Genomic DNA, 14,147 nt, shown 5'->3' on the forward strand with positions numbered 1-14,147 from the left:
TTAAAAGCTTGATGCTCAAAGAATGTTTTACTGATCGTAACGCCCTTTTGTTCAACTTGCTTTGCCGATGTTTGACCACCTTTACTACTGCCGACCAAAAATAACGTTACTGCATATTAGTTCATATATGAATTAACTGTTTTGTCACTCTTCAAGACTTTAAAATCAAATATTTTTTGATGATGTCTTGCGAGTGCCCCACACAGATTGTCTGATTACATTGTTAAAGAGCGTTCTACCTGGCGTATTATTACGCTTTTCACCTGTAAAGTCAAGTGGTTATTTTTACCTTTTTTTACCCTGCGTCAAGAAAATTCAATTCAATTTATTCGTTCTATACTGACTCAGTAGGGGAGCATTATAGGCAGTTTTACGCAGCTGGCAAGCTTAATTTTGCATAATTAAACAGCAAAGTATTTATATTATACCGAATTATTGACAGAATTATCTAAAAAATAAAATAACAAAAATTATAGCGAAATACGCAAACGTTTGCGTTACAATTGCGTTTGCGACAAAAAATATTTGATTGAAACTAGTTATTTTCGAATATCATTTGTAATAGCCAATAGCAATAAAATTTAATTAATGTTTTAAAGCATTTTATTATTCCAAGGATCTATTTCATGCCACAACTCCGCCCTATTCAGCGTGCTCTACTGAGTGTTTCTGGCAAAGAAGCTATTGTTGAATTTGCTAAAGCTTTATCTCAACGTAAGGTTGAACTTATCTCTACCGGCGGTACAGCTAAATTATTGCTAGCAGCCGGGTTAACTGTTATAGAAGTTTCCGATTATACAGGATGGCCAGAAATGATGGCTGGCCGTGTCAAAACGCTTCATCCGAAAGTACATGGTGGTATTCTCGGCCGGCGCGGGCAAGATAACGAAATAATGAGGCAACATCAAGTTATGCCAATTGATATGGTTGTTGTTAATCTTTACCCTTTTGCAGAAACTGTTGCCAAGCCAGATTGTACGCTAGAAAATACCATTGAAAATATTGATATTGGTGGGTCAGCCATGATCCGTTCTGCTGCTAAAAATTATAAAGATGTGGCGGTCGTGGTTAATAGTCAGGATTATCACAAAATCATCAAAGAGATGGATAATCAGCAAAATTCTCTAACTAACATGTTCCGCTTTGACTTGGCAGTTAAAGCTTTTGAACATACTGCCTCTTATGATGGAATGATTGCTAATTATTTTGGTAAGTTAGTACCTTCTTATTATAGTGAGATGAACCAGCCTTCAGGAAAATTTCCTCGTACATTGAACCTGAATTTTATTAAACAGCAGGATATGCGTTACGGCGAAAATAGTCATCAAGCTGCGGCTTTTTATATAGAGGAAAATAGATTAGAAGCTTCTGTCGCTAAAGCAAGACAGCTACAAGGCAAATCGCTTTCTTATAATAATATTGCTGATACTGACGCAGCCTTGGAGTGCGTAAAAAGTTTTTCCAAACCGGCTTGTGTCATTGTCAAACACGCTAATCCTTGTGGTGTTGCGGTCAGTACTGATATCTGTGCCGCTTACGATCATGCTTTCAAAACTGATCCAACCTCTGCATTTGGTGGTATTATTGCATTTAATCGTGAATTAGATGCAAATACGGCTAAAACAATTATTGAGCGTCAATTTGTTGAAGTCATTATTGCACCTGCGGTTACTGAAGCTGCGCTTGCAATACTTGCAAGCAAGCAGAATGTGCGTATTCTGGCCTGTGGCCAATGGCATTCACCTATTGCAGGTTTAGATTTCAAACGCGTAAATGGCGGCTTATTGGTGCAAGATCGCGATTTAGGTTTAGTGACCAAAGCTGATCTGCGTGTCGTTTCCAAACGTCAGCCAAGCGAACAAGAAATAGATAATGCCCTATTTTGCTGGCATGTGGCAAAATTTGTAAAATCCAATGCCATTGTTTATGCCAAAAATAATATGACAGTCGGTATTGGTGCGGGACAAATGAGCCGAGTTTATTCAGCAAAAATCGCAGCATTAAAAGCGCAGGATGAAAATTTAGATCTTGTCGGATGTGCAATGGCATCTGATGCTTTCTTTCCATTCCGAGATAGTATTGATGCCGCCGCTACCGCCGGCATAACCTGTGTTATCCAACCAGGCGGTTCAATTCGTGACGATGAGATCATAGCCGCAGCTAATGAACATGATATCGCGATGACTTTTACTGATATGCGCCATTTCCGCCATTAATTTAGGGAGCAATAACATGAATATTTTAATTATTGGCAATGGCGGTCGTGAGCATGCTTTAGCATGGAAAGCAACACAATCACCTCTCGCTGACAAGGTTTATGTTGCACCCGGTAATGCCGGAACTGCACTAGAAAAAAATCTAACCAATATTAATATTCCAATAACAGATATTACTGGATTAGTCGATTTTGCCAAAAATAATAATATTGGTTTAACGATCGTTGGACCAGAAACCCCCTTAATTCTAGGCGTTGTTGATGCTTTTCAACATGCCGGTTTAACGATCTTTGGTCCCAGTCAAAAAGCAGCACAATTAGAAGGATCTAAAGCTTTTACAAAAGATTTCCTTACTCGTCATCATATTCCGACCGCCACTTACCAGAATTTTACTGAAGTTGAGCCCTCACTCTCCTACTTAAACAAAATGGGCGCTCCGATTGTTATTAAAGCTGATGGGCTAGCCGCAGGTAAAGGCGTGGTTGTTGCTATGGCTTTAGAAGAAGCCAAAAATGCTGTTCATGATATGCTTGCCGGTAATGCATTTGGCCAAGCAGGTCACCGTATCGTTATTGAGGAGTTTCTTGACGGCGAAGAAGCCAGTTTTATCGTAATGGTTGATGGTGAGAATGTCATTCCTATGGCAACAAGCCAAGATCATAAGCGTGTTGGTAATAATGATAGCGGGCCAAATACGGGTGGAATGGGCGCATATTCTCCTGCTCCGGTTGTCACAGACATTATTCATCAGCATGTAATGGATCAAATTATTTATCCTACGGTAAAAGGTATGGCGCTCGAAGATCGGCGATATCAAGGATTTTTATATGCGGGATTAATGATAGATAAACAAGGAAATCCAAAGGTTATTGAATTTAATTGTCGATTTGGTGATCCAGAAACACAACCCATTATGATGCGCTTACAATCTGATCTGGTAGAACTTTGTCTAGCCGGCGCTAAAGGAGAATTAGCGGGTAAAACATCATTTTGGGATGAACGCTCTGCCTTAGGTGTTGTCATGGCCGCTGAAGGTTATCCGGCCAATTATCGTAAAGATGATATTATTGAAGGGATCAATGATAAACCAGTAGAAATGTGTAAAGTTTTTCACGCTGGAACAGAATTAAAGCAAAATCAAGTCATTACTGCCGGTGGCCGTGTGCTGTGTGTTACTGCGCTTGGAAAGACAATTCTTGATGCCCAAAAAGCTGCTTATCAGAAAGCAGAAAAAATATCCTGGACGGGTTGTTTCTATCGGGATGATATCGGTTATCGAGCACTCGCTCGTTTAAAATAAAAAATTTAAAGTTTCTCTTTTGTTAGCGCCCATAAACAGAAATTCTCATTGGCAACGAGCAATAACTCGTTGCCCTCTGGTGCTTCTAACCAGGAAATAGCCAAGTCATCTGAACTAGTCTTCGCTTTTTTTGAAGCAACCAATTTTCAGCTTGAGCGGTAAACGATGTATCACGTTTTTCACCACTACAAGTTATAATTTGTCCTTGACGCCAATGACCTTGGTAAAGATGAACATTACCAGCAATAAGTGTGTTGCTCAATTCAATTAAACGCTCTGATTCAAATAGCCAGCGAACAATATCATCCTTAGTTAAAGAAATTTTGTTATTATTTATTATGCGCTGCATAAAAAATAATATGGTCATTTTGATTTGATCAAATCTTAGCTGTTGTTGCTCTTTATTTTTATAGTCAAAAGATTGATGCTACCAAATTTGAAATTTGCCAAAGTTTATTTTGACGATATTCAAAGAAAGTAATGGTAGTATCTTTGCCTTGGTAAGGACTATATACAGCGACAACTACTTGACAGTTTGCTTTTTTGATCATTTAAGCACCATAGCCTAACGACGGGCCGGCGTCAGAAATAAATCCACTTGCGCTAAATTCGGGCATTTTAGGTTTACCGGTGCAAGCGCCCAGTAAAATGAGGATATGCCCAATCAATAAAAGGGGTGTAATACCCCCTCTGAATATTCTTTTTCGCAACTGAATTACTTAACTGCTTCTTTCAGTGATTTTCCAGCAACAAATACTGGTACATTAGCGGCTTCAATCTTGAGTTCTGCACCTGTTTTAGGATTACGACCAGTACGAGCTGCACGATAATTAATCTTAAAAGTACCAAAACCAACGAATTGAACTTGCTCACCTTCTTTCAATGCATCTGTAATACATTCAATGACTGCTTCTAACGCACTTTTAGCTTGAGTCTTAGTCAAGTTTGCCTTTTGCGCGACACATTCAATTACATGACCCTTATTCATGTTCTTATTTACAGTCTTATTCATAAGTTATCCTTACACAGTGTGTTTATCATTTGCATAGCATCGAGTACGTTGGATATGTAGAACTTATTAATTCTTAATATACGTCCCGAAAGTACTCCTCTCCACCTTCACTGTAAAGCATAGTATAGGCGAATGTGAAGCGTTAAAAATCAGTATTTATGGTACCAAATCACGTTTTTAAACACTATGAACGGAAATTAGGTAACCTTAATGCCAATATTGCTGATCCCTACTTCACGGAGGTCGGATTTTAATCCTTTAATCAGCGCTACATCCCGCTCTTCACAAGCGGCAAGTAAACGGTAAATCTCCCATTGAATATCCCATTCTTCTTCAATGGTAAGCAATTCTTTCAGTTCTTCATCAGACATCTCTTTACCTGTCTGAGTCATCTCAAACATTGCGATAGTTCGAATCGAAATTTTACTTACTTCAATAGCACCTTCTAATGTTTCCCCACTTAAGTAAGAATGAATTATTTCACTTAAAGCAATACATGCATCAATAGCAGGATGAACTCCGTATATATCAAAATCATTTGCGACGGGAACAACTTCCTCTAACTTTTCCAACTGATTATCAAAATCAATTTTACTATCTTTAATAATCAGTGATTCCCAGATTAAATCTAAAATAATACGATAACGTATTGGATTTAAAAAGCTCGTCTGTTTACAAAACAATTGATAATTAGGATACATACGCTCACATAAACAGGCCATGAAAGTAATATGCCGCCAACTATCTAATTTTGCCAACCGCAAATGAATGGGGTTTCTTAACATCAAATTTCTACTCACTTACGTTTTACGCCGAAGTTTACCTGAAAATCAACAGGTTCCACATATTTTAACTTTAATTATGCCAAATTCTGTTTCATTCGATTAAAAAACGCTCTATTAGAAGCGATTCCATCAGCCCAACGAGTAGGTTCAGGTAAACAATAACCTTTAATAAAATGCTTAACCCATAATAGTAAAGCATCTAAACTTATTTTATGGCCAGGTGATATATAAAGTGGTTTACATCTTTTTTTACTACGAAACACCCAACCAATTTGCTCATTATTATCATTCAATGGTTGGCAGCTTTTCACTATTTCATCTAAAGCTTCATGATGACAACATAGACGATTTTTTGCTATACCAATCGTTGGAATATCTAATAAAAGCCCAAAATGACTAGCTACCCCAAAACGACGAGGATGGGCTATTCCTTGGCCATCAACCATAACAAAATCGGGTTTATGTTGCAGTTTTTCCCAAACCGCCAGTAGTGCAGGATACTCTCGAAAAGAGAGTAAACCTGGAATATAAGGAAATTCAGTCGGTATACGGGCAATATGATATTCAACAATAGCAAGTGAAGGCCAGTGCATAACAACCATTGCGGCTCGGGTTATAGTACCTTTTTCTTCCAATACAACATCAGCACCAGCAATAAGATTAGGGGTAGCAAAATTATCCGTAAGAATAATTTGTTTAGCTTTTGTGGTCTGTTCCTGATGTAATAATTTGGTATCAATCATATTTATTTTTTACTTAAAAAATTTTTATATAAATATATTTTATTATTTGTTTTATAATACAAAATTTAAAAAATACATTTAAATAATTGTAAATATTTAATATAGATTTAATAATAAATAAAAAAATATAACAATTATTATTTATCGGCATTTTCTTTGTTTGGATAAACCTTACTTATTGATGATATTGCTCTGATAATTTATGTACTGAATTAATAAAATTTTTAACATGCTCAGGTGGAATATCCTGGTGAATGCCATGACCTAAATTAAAAACATGGCCACTGCCCTGACCGAATTGCTTTAAAATTGTTTTAACCTCAAACTCGATACGTTCTTTTGATGCATATAATATAGAAGGGTCCATGTTTCCCTGTAATGCAACCTTATCTCCTACACAAGAACGAGCCTCTTCAATATCTGTCATCCAGTCGATCCCTAACGCGTCACAACCGGTCGCAGCCATTGCCTCTAACCATTGGCCACCGCCTTTAGTAAATAATGTCACCGGGACTTTACGTCCTTCATGTTCTCGCTGTAGACTATCAATGATCTGATGCATGTAATGTAAAGAAAATTGATGGTAATCAGGCCCGGTTAATACACCACCCCAAGTATCAAAAATCATCACCGATTGAGCACCAGCCAGGATCTGAGCATTTAGATAAAGAATGACACTTTGGGCCAACTTATCCAATAATAGATGTAACGCTTTTGGCTCCGTATACATCATCTTCTTAATATGGGTAAAAGCCTTACTGCTTCGTCCTTCTACCATATAAGTTGCCAACGTCCATGGGCTACCAGAAAAACCGATTAATGGCACTTTTGCTTGTAACGCCTTGCGGATAGCACGTACAGCATTCATTACGTAAACCAATTCTTGCTCAGGATCAGGAATTGGCAGTTTCTCTATATCAGCCAAACAATCAATTGGACGCTGAAACATCGGCCCTTCTCCAGCTGAAAAATAAAGACCTAACCCCATCGCATCAGGAATAGTAAGAATATCTGAAAACAGGATCGCCGCATCTAATGGAAAACGATCTAGCGGTTGTAATGTCACTTCACAGGCTAACTCGGTATTTTTGCACAATGAGAGAAAATCACCGGCTTGCTGACGAATTTTTCGATACTCTGGTAAATAACAACCAGCCTGGCGCATCATCCATACAGGGGTTTTATCAACTGGCTGCCGTAATAGCGCACGTAAGTAGCGATCATTTGTTAATGCAAACATCATTAGCTCCATTAAATGGCAATTAGAAATTGCCAATTATCATCGTGTATTTGCCTTTTTATTGTTGCTTAAATCAGCAACAACTTAGATATAGCGTGATTAATATTATTTGTATAAGTTATCATTTTCTTGTCGACATAAAGCCAGTGTATCTTGAATTAAACGACGAGCTATGGTATTACGAGAGCGGTAATTTATCATGATGATACCAGTCCCGCACTAATTAATTCATTAGGATTAGCCTGGATTTCACTACCGACATAATCAGCCAGAAAACCGATCATTAATGAATGAGGAAAAGGCCATGGCTGTGAAAGGATATAATGAATGTTACTAATGATAATATTATTCTCTTCTTTCACTTCCCTTGTCACTGCTTCTTCAATAGTTTCACCTAGTTCAACAAATCCTGCTAATACAGTAAATATTGGCTTTTTTTTATGACGCCGATGTTGAGCCAATAAAATATGATCAGCACGTCGAATAGCAACAATAATACAGGGCGCAATTTGCGGATAATAGCATTCATGACAATGACTACACAAGCATGCCCATTCGGTTAAGCTAGCTGTCATTTTGTTGCCACAATAGCCCGCAATAATGGTGCGAACGATAAAACTCTACCAGTTGAATACCGCGTCCAACTAGTTTCAATAGCCCCTGATCTTGACTGGCAATCCATCGCAGCGAACACATATCCGTTGGTGATTTTGCTATAATTAACCAAATCGTTTCCTCTTGCCATTCACCAATAGGGAGTGCCTCTTTTCCTGTTAACGACCAAAATTGGGCGGAACCTTTCGGTAAATCACCATTCGGCAACCAAATTCGACCAGCAGAACTAACCACCCACCAGCCTGTTTCTGTTCCTGTTAATTTTTTTCTAATCATATAGCTCAATTCTTCTATATTTTATTGATTAGTGAATTTTGAAAATATGCCTTACTTGAATCCCAGTTAATATAGGCTAACTCATTTTCATCAATATCAAGTATCTATTTTGATTAACAGTTGTTTGATGGAGAAGTTATCCATTGCAGTTTTCATTATCTCTCTTATATACTGACATCATCTTGTCGGAGTGCCTAGTCGGTTTAATAATACCTACAGGCTGAGACCGTTAACTCGGGTCCGCGGAACCTGATCAGGCTAATACCTGGGAAGGGAACAAGAGTAACCGACCTGCGATTTTGACTTATCAAAAGTAAACAGGGCAATTATTATACTATTACTCTCACCGAGCTCCAAACAAGCAATTTCTCTCTTACGTGAACCATTTATAATAATTTTAGGAATTTGCTATGTCGAAAAATATTATTGCAACCAGCGATATTGCCGTTAAAACCAATAACACTTCGCCACGAAAAGCACAACGTGAAGCGGCACAACGTTTTCTTGATAAGCTACAAAATATCAACTTTCCCAATTCAAAACGGATCTATTTAACAGGTTATCACCATAATACCCAAGTTCCTATGCGTGAAATTCAGCTTTCACCTACCTTGGTTGGCGGTACAAAAGATAAACCATTGTTTGTAGAGAATGAGGCAATACCTGTCTATGATACTTCTGGCACCTATGGCGATCCTGATGTAACTGTAGATATTAAGGAGGGTTTAAAAAAATGCCGCCAATACTGGATCCTCGATCGCAATGATACTGAGTTAGTTAAAAAACCAAGCTCTTATTTTACTCAACAACGACTGGCTGATGCAGGATTGAATCATCTTCGCTTCAATCGCCGACCACAACCATTAAAATCCAAAACCGAAAAAACAGTCACGCAGTTGCACTATGCCCGTCAAGGGATAATCACGCCTGAAATGGAATTTATTGCGATCCGCGAAAATATGGGACGCGAGCGTATCAATAATAAAATATTAACTCAACAGCACCCAGGCCAAAGCTTTAATGCCAACCTGACAAACAATATTACCCCTGAATTTGTTCGACAAGAAGTTGCCGCTGGACGTGCCATTATTCCCGCCAATATTAACCATCCTGAATCCGAGCCGATGATCATTGGTCGAAATTTTTTGGTAAAAGTCAATGCTAATATCGGTAATTCCTCAGTAACTTCATCGATTGAAGAAGAAATTGAAAAACTAATCTGGGCGACTCACTGGGGAGCTGATACCGTGATGGATTTATCGACAGGCCGTTATATCCATGAAACGAGAGAATGGATCTTACGTAATAGCCCAGTTCCTATTGGTACAGTGCCAATTTATCAAGCACTAGAAAAAGTCAATGGCGTTGCAGAAAATTTGAGCTGGGAAATATTTCGCGATACCTTACTTGAACAAGCTGAACAAGGCGTAGACTACTTTACCATCCACGCCGGTGTCTTACTACGCTATATACCAATGACTGCTAATCGATTAACTGGTATTGTTTCTCGCGGTGGTTCTATTATGGCCAAATGGTGCTTGTCACATCATCAAGAAAATTTTTTATATACCCATTTCGACGAAATCTGTACAATCTGTGCTGCTTATGATGTCTCTTTGTCCCTTGGCGATGGATTACGGCCTGGCTCCTTACAAGACGCTAATGATGAAGCGCAATTTGCTGAACTGTATACATTAGGCGAATTAACCAAGGTAGCCTGGCAATATGATGTTCAAGTTATGATAGAAGGCCCTGGTCATATCCCAATGCAAATGATCCGCCGCAATATGACGGAAGAATTAACTCATTGCCATGAAGCGCCATTCTATACCTTAGGGCCTTTAACCACCGACATCGCACCAGGTTATGATCACTTTACCTCTGGTATCGGTGCTGCTTTAATTGGTTGGTTTGGCTGTGCCATGCTCTGTTATGTTACCCCAAAAGAACATTTAGGTTTACCTAATAAACAAGATGTAAAACAAGGACTGATTACCTATAAAATTGCCGCCCATGCCGCTGATCTGGCTAAAGGCCACCCTGGGGCTCAAATTCGTGATAACGCCTTATCCAAAGCCAGATTTGAGTTTCGGTGGGAAGACCAATTTAATCTGGCTCTGGATCCTACAACCGCACGTGCCTACCATGATGAAACACTACCGCAAGCCGCTGGTAAAGTCGCCCATTTTTGCTCAATGTGTGGCCCTAAATTTTGTTCTATGAAAATTTCACAAGAGGTCCGTGAGCATGCAGCTCAAATGGCACAGATGTCGGTAACATTTCGCGCCCACGGCAGTGAGCTATACCACGATATGGAGACGATTTCCCGATGACAAAATGGCCTGATCACGCATTTGCAACTACGGAGCATAAACTTGGCTTGTATCCCGTGGTTGATTCCGTTGAGTGGATAAGGCGCTTGCTTAGCGTCGGTGTTACAACTATTCAATTAAGGATCAAGGATCGATTAGCCAATAACCTCGAAGAAGATATTAATCAGGCAATTATACTAGGCCAGCAATATCAAGCTCGCCTATTTATTAATGACTATTGGCAATTAGCCATAAAACATGGCGCCTATGGCGTCCATTTAGGGCAAGAGGATATTAATTTCACTGATCTAAATCGCCTACAAAAAGCGGGATTGCGCCTAGGAGTTTCGACACATAATCAACAAGAACTGATTAAAGCAAAGCAATTAAAACCCTCTTATATTGCATTAGGACATATTTTTCCTACTACTACAAAATTAATGCCCTCTTCACCGCAAGGTTTAGTAACCCTAAAACAGCAGATTAATGACACACCAGATTATCCAACTATTGCAATAGGCGGTATCTCTTTAGCATGTGTTCCTGCAGTGCTTGCAACTGGCGTCGGGGGTATTGCTATGGTTAGCGCGATCACTAAATCGACTAACTGGCGCAAAGTTATTGCTCAGTTACTCTATCTCATCGAAGGTAAGGAAATGATCGATGCTTGATGATGCTATTTTTATGCGCTATAGCCGCCAACTATTACTTGAAGAAATCGGTAATAAAGGACAACAAAAATTAACAATGAGCAAAGTGCTTATTGTAGGATTGGGTGGACTGGGTTCACCAGCGGCACTTTATTTAGCGGCGGCCGGTGTCGGCGAACTCTGGTTGGCCGATAACGATAAACTACATATTTCCAACCTGCAACGACAAATTCTTTACTACACGCAGGATGTTTCTCAGCTTAAAGTCACATTAGCAGCAAAACAACTTAATCAGCTCAATCCACAAATCAAGATAAAAACATTTAATACCAAACAACATTATCATTCTCTCCGTCCACTTGTCCGTAATACGGATCTAGTATTGGATTGTACTGATAATATGTTAACCCGCCAGGCAATTAATGCAGCTTGCGTGGCAGAAAAAAAACCACTCATTAGTGGTAGTGCAGTAGGATTCAATGGTCAACTGTTAGTGCTTGAACCGCCTTATCACCAAGGCTGCTATGCTTGCCTTTATTCTGATACCAATGAACCCTATCAAAACTGCCGCACAGCAGGAGTTGTCGGACCGATTGTTGGCGTTATTGGCACTCTGCAAGCCTTAGAGGCGATTAAATTATTAATCAATTTACCTTCTTCGCTCAATGGAAAACTGAAATTATTCGATGGCAAACAACATAACTGGAATACCTTGCAACTTAGCAAAGCAAAAAGCTGTTTAGTTTGTGGAACCAGGAGATAAATATGCACATTATGCTAAATGATCGATTGATCGAACTTAATAGTGCGATCACAATCAGCCAATTATTTGATCATCTGAAACTTAACGCATCAGGTATTGCAATAGCAATTAATCAGATCATTATTCCCCGTGAAGATTGGAACCATCACTATATTAACCACCAAGATAAAATCCTGCTATTCCAGGCCATTGCCGGAGGCTAATTTATGCTAAAAATTGCTGATACTGTTTTTCAATCACGTTTATTTATTGGTAGCGGAAAATTCGCTAATTCATCATTGATGACCCAAGCTATACAAGCTTCTGGCAGTCAGTTAGTCACCATGGCTATGAAGCGGCTTGATTTAATAAATAAAAATGATGATATTTTGGCGCCATTACAAAAAATCGGTGTCAAATTATTACCTAATACTTCTGGCGCTAAAAATGCCCAAGAAGCTTTATTTGCCGCTCGTCTAGCGCGTGAAGCCTTAGCCACAAACTGGATAAAACTTGAGATCCACCCCGATACAAAATACTTATTACCCGATCCGATTGAGACGTTAAAAGCGGCTGAACTATTGGTAAAAGAAGGTTTTATTGTTTTACCTTATTGTAGTGCCGATCCTGTCTTGTGTCGGCGTTTAGAGGAGGTAGGTTGCGCTGCTGTGATGCCGCTTGGCGCCCCTATTGGCACCAATAAAGGATTAACTACCTACGATTTTCTACAAATTATTATTGAACAAGCCTCGATCCCAATTGTTGTCGATGCAGGGCTCGGAGCACCCAGTCATGCATTAACCGCTTTGGAGATGGGAGCCGATGCTGTACTGGTAAATACAGCCATTGCCGTTGCTAATGATCCTGTTGTAATGGCTCACGCTTTTCGCATTGCCACTGAAGCAGGTGAGATAGTACAAGCTGCCGGACTCGCGGCGCAGCAGCATCGAGCTGCATCCACTAGCCCTTTAACTCAATTCCTCGAGGCATTTCAATAATGACGGCTTTTACTGAAATTTATCAGCAACTTGATTGGCAGCAATTAGCGATACAAATTAATAGCAAATCGACTCAAGAAGTTGAAAAAGCGATTTGCTCAGATAGACCGTCCCTGAATGATTTTATGGCTCTCATTTCACCCGCTGCCTACCCCTATCTGGAAGTTATCGCTCAAAAAGCGCAAAAATTAACCCGTCAGCGCTTTGGCAATACTGTTGGTCTTTATGTACCGCTCTATCTGTCTAACCTATGTGCTAATAATTGTACTTATTGTGGTTTTTCCATGCACAACCCAATTAAACGAAAAACACTTAACGAAACAGAAATTATTGCAGAATGCGAAGCGCTACGTTCCATTGGATACAATAATCTATTGCTGGTAACCGGTGAACATCCAAGCAAAGTAGGGATGAATTATTTTCGCCAATATATTCCATTAATTAAAAAATATTTCAGTACGCTATTGATGGAGGTTCAGCCATTAACAATTACAGAATATAGGGAACTGAAAAAAATTGGCTTAGATAGTGTACTGGTTTACCAGGAAACTTATCATCAACCGACTTATCAGCAGCACCATTTACGGGGGAAGAAACAAGATTTTTTTTGGCGTTTAGAAACACCGGATCGCATTGGCCAGGCTGGTATTGATAAAATTGGTTTAGGTGCACTAATCGGATTATCCAATAATTGGCGAGCTGACTATTATCTCGTCGCAAATCATCTATCTTATCTGCAAAAAAAATATTGGAAAAGCCGTTACTCTATTTCTTTCCCCCGAATACGCGCTTGTATAGGGAGTATTCAGCCAGCATCGACCATCCACGAAGCAGAGTTAATTCAATTAATCTGCGCTTTCCGTTTATTGGCACCCGAAGTTGAGCTTTCATTATCAACCCGTGAATCTCCTTTTTTCCGTGATAATATTATTCCACTGGTTATCAATACCCTTAGCGCTGGTTCAAAGACTCAACCCGGTGGTTATGCTGATAATCATCAAGCACTGGAGCAATTTACTGTCTATGATAATCGCAGTGCTGAAACCATGGCTAAGGTTATTATTAATGCTGGACTCCAACCCGTCTGGAAAGATTGGGATCACCATTTAGGCCGTTAATAAAACACCACCTTAATCGGTGGTGATAGCAGATTAGCTCGATCAAACAGTTAATTTTTAATTCGTTTTTTTTAGCAACTAAATAGAATAAAAATTTACTTAGCTATGAGCTTACTATAGTGATACCTACATAATGAGTC

The 14,147-nt window shown here is 39.2% G+C and carries 16 protein-coding genes, 1 pseudogene and 1 riboswitch; of the genes and pseudogenes, 9 read left to right on the plus strand and 8 right to left on the minus strand.

Annotated features, from left to right (window positions below; genetic code table 11):
• Positions 1–207: 207 nt before the first annotated feature.
• The 3 genes from ARADI_RS07375 to purD all read left to right on the plus strand — a co-directional run bounded on the left by ARADI_RS07375 (position 208) and on the right by purD (position 3,516).
• Positions 208–351 carry a hypothetical protein gene (locus ARADI_RS07375; protein ID WP_182853148.1) on the plus strand — a complete coding sequence of 48 codons (144 nt, stop codon included), beginning with the start codon at positions 208–210 and terminating at the stop codon, positions 349–351.
• 275 nt (positions 352–626) lie between these two features.
• Positions 627–2,216, plus strand: coding sequence for a bifunctional phosphoribosylaminoimidazolecarboxamide formyltransferase/IMP cyclohydrolase (gene purH, locus ARADI_RS07380; RefSeq protein WP_119711651.1), 1,590 nt, complete (start codon positions 627–629; stop codon positions 2,214–2,216).
• A gap of 16 nt (positions 2,217–2,232) precedes the next feature.
• A complete protein-coding gene (purD, locus tag ARADI_RS07385) occupies positions 2,233–3,516 on the plus strand; it encodes a phosphoribosylamine--glycine ligase (RefSeq protein WP_119711652.1) in 1,284 nt (427 codons plus the stop codon).
• Between the two features lie 5 nt (positions 3,517–3,521).
• Here the strand turns inward: purD and ARADI_RS20875 are convergent, their stop codons facing one another.
• The 8 genes and pseudogenes from ARADI_RS20875 to nudC form a co-directional block, all read right to left on the minus strand.
• Positions 3,522–3,659 (minus strand): DUF1481 domain-containing protein, encoded by a 138-nt coding sequence (locus tag ARADI_RS20875; protein ID WP_119711653.1) that lies wholly within the window; start codon positions 3,657–3,659, stop codon positions 3,522–3,524.
• On the minus strand, positions 3,602–3,883 hold the full coding sequence (locus ARADI_RS19615; RefSeq protein ID WP_119711654.1) for a DUF1481 domain-containing protein: 282 nt from the start codon (positions 3,881–3,883) through the stop codon (positions 3,602–3,604). The genes ARADI_RS20875 and ARADI_RS19615 overlap by 58 nt, the downstream gene beginning before the upstream one ends.
• 46 nt (positions 3,884–3,929) lie before the next feature.
• The gene (locus ARADI_RS20880; RefSeq protein ID WP_119711655.1) at positions 3,930–4,067 is read right to left on the minus strand and encodes a DUF1481 domain-containing protein; all 138 of its coding nucleotides are present in this window, start codon (positions 4,065–4,067) and stop codon (positions 3,930–3,932) included.
• Positions 4,068–4,231: 164 nt separating this feature from the next.
• A complete protein-coding gene (locus ARADI_RS07405) occupies positions 4,232–4,504 on the minus strand; it encodes an HU family DNA-binding protein (RefSeq protein WP_119711947.1) in 273 nt (90 codons plus the stop codon).
• A gap of 221 nt (positions 4,505–4,725) precedes the next feature.
• Positions 4,726–5,313: a YjaG family protein gene (locus tag ARADI_RS07410; protein ID WP_119711656.1), complete on the minus strand. Its 588-nt coding sequence runs from the start codon at positions 5,311–5,313 to the stop codon at positions 4,726–4,728.
• A 74-nt stretch (positions 5,314–5,387) separates the two neighbouring features.
• On the minus strand, positions 5,388–6,056 hold the full coding sequence (nfi, locus tag ARADI_RS07415; protein WP_119711657.1) for a deoxyribonuclease V: 669 nt from the start codon (positions 6,054–6,056) through the stop codon (positions 5,388–5,390).
• A 175-nt stretch (positions 6,057–6,231) separates the two neighbouring features.
• A complete protein-coding gene (gene hemE / locus ARADI_RS07420; RefSeq protein ID WP_119711658.1) occupies positions 6,232–7,296 on the minus strand; it encodes a uroporphyrinogen decarboxylase in 1,065 nt (354 codons plus the stop codon).
• A gap of 105 nt (positions 7,297–7,401) precedes the next feature.
• Positions 7,402–8,187, minus strand: a pseudogene (gene nudC / locus ARADI_RS07425) (NAD(+) diphosphatase).
• Between the two features lie 176 nt (positions 8,188–8,363).
• A riboswitch (TPP riboswitch) is annotated at positions 8,364–8,480 on the plus strand.
• Positions 8,481–8,597: 117 nt separating this feature from the next.
• Between nudC and thiC the strand changes: the two are divergent.
• From thiC to thiH, 6 genes are read left to right on the plus strand one after another with little or no spacing between them, the layout of a single operon-like run.
• Positions 8,598–10,520 (plus strand): phosphomethylpyrimidine synthase ThiC, encoded by a 1,923-nt coding sequence (gene thiC, locus ARADI_RS07430; protein ID WP_119711659.1) that lies wholly within the window; start codon positions 8,598–8,600, stop codon positions 10,518–10,520.
• Complete coding sequence (gene thiE / locus ARADI_RS07435; RefSeq protein ID WP_119711660.1) at positions 10,517–11,170, plus strand: thiamine phosphate synthase; 654 nt, start codon at positions 10,517–10,519, stop codon at positions 11,168–11,170. The genes thiC and thiE overlap by 4 nt, the downstream gene beginning before the upstream one ends.
• Positions 11,163–11,912, plus strand: a complete 750-nt coding sequence (locus ARADI_RS07440; RefSeq protein WP_119711661.1) for a HesA/MoeB/ThiF family protein — start codon at positions 11,163–11,165, stop codon at positions 11,910–11,912. The genes thiE and ARADI_RS07440 overlap by 8 nt, the downstream gene beginning before the upstream one ends.
• Before the next feature lie 2 nt (positions 11,913–11,914).
• On the plus strand, positions 11,915–12,115 hold the full coding sequence (thiS, locus tag ARADI_RS07445; RefSeq protein WP_032116426.1) for a sulfur carrier protein ThiS: 201 nt from the start codon (positions 11,915–11,917) through the stop codon (positions 12,113–12,115).
• 3 nt (positions 12,116–12,118) lie between these two features.
• Positions 12,119–12,889, plus strand: coding sequence for a thiazole synthase (locus tag ARADI_RS07450; RefSeq protein ID WP_119711662.1), 771 nt, complete (start codon positions 12,119–12,121; stop codon positions 12,887–12,889).
• Positions 12,886–14,007 carry a 2-iminoacetate synthase ThiH gene (gene thiH, locus ARADI_RS07455; RefSeq protein ID WP_238149358.1) on the plus strand — a complete coding sequence of 374 codons (1,122 nt, stop codon included), beginning with the start codon at positions 12,886–12,888 and terminating at the stop codon, positions 14,005–14,007. Before ARADI_RS07450 ends, thiH begins: the two co-directional genes overlap by 4 nt.
• Positions 14,008–14,147 lie beyond the last annotated feature (140 nt).

The organism is Arsenophonus endosymbiont of Aleurodicus floccissimus, from assembly GCF_900343025.1.
In the GTDB taxonomy this organism is placed as follows: Bacteria; Pseudomonadota; Gammaproteobacteria; order Enterobacterales; family Enterobacteriaceae; genus Arsenophonus.

Coding starts and splice junctions, on each gene's coding strand:
- purH (WP_119711651.1), top strand. CDS start 627: ATGCCACAACTCCGCCCTATTCAGCGTGCTCTACTGAGTGTTTCTGGC.
- purD (WP_119711652.1), top strand. CDS start 2,233: ATGAATATTTTAATTATTGGCAATGGCGGTCGTGAGCATGCTTTAGCA.
- ARADI_RS19615 (WP_119711654.1), bottom strand. CDS start 3,883: ATGACCATATTATTTTTTATGCAGCGCATAATAAATAATAACAAAATT.
- ARADI_RS20880 (WP_119711655.1), bottom strand. CDS start 4,067: ATGATCAAAAAAGCAAACTGTCAAGTAGTTGTCGCTGTATATAGTCCT.
- ARADI_RS07405 (WP_119711947.1), bottom strand. CDS start 4,504: ATGAATAAGGGTCATGTAATTGAATGTGTCGCGCAAAAGGCAAACTTG.
- ARADI_RS07410 (WP_119711656.1), bottom strand. CDS start 5,313: ATGTTAAGAAACCCCATTCATTTGCGGTTGGCAAAATTAGATAGTTGG.
- nfi (WP_119711657.1), bottom strand. CDS start 6,056: ATGATTGATACCAAATTATTACATCAGGAACAGACCACAAAAGCTAAA.
- hemE (WP_119711658.1), bottom strand. CDS start 7,296: ATGTTTGCATTAACAAATGATCGCTACTTACGTGCGCTATTACGGCAG.
- thiC (WP_119711659.1), top strand. CDS start 8,598: ATGTCGAAAAATATTATTGCAACCAGCGATATTGCCGTTAAAACCAAT.
- thiE (WP_119711660.1), top strand. CDS start 10,517: ATGACAAAATGGCCTGATCACGCATTTGCAACTACGGAGCATAAACTT.
- ARADI_RS07440 (WP_119711661.1), top strand. CDS start 11,163: ATGCTTGATGATGCTATTTTTATGCGCTATAGCCGCCAACTATTACTT.
- thiS (WP_032116426.1), top strand. CDS start 11,915: ATGCACATTATGCTAAATGATCGATTGATCGAACTTAATAGTGCGATC.
- ARADI_RS07450 (WP_119711662.1), top strand. CDS start 12,119: ATGCTAAAAATTGCTGATACTGTTTTTCAATCACGTTTATTTATTGGT.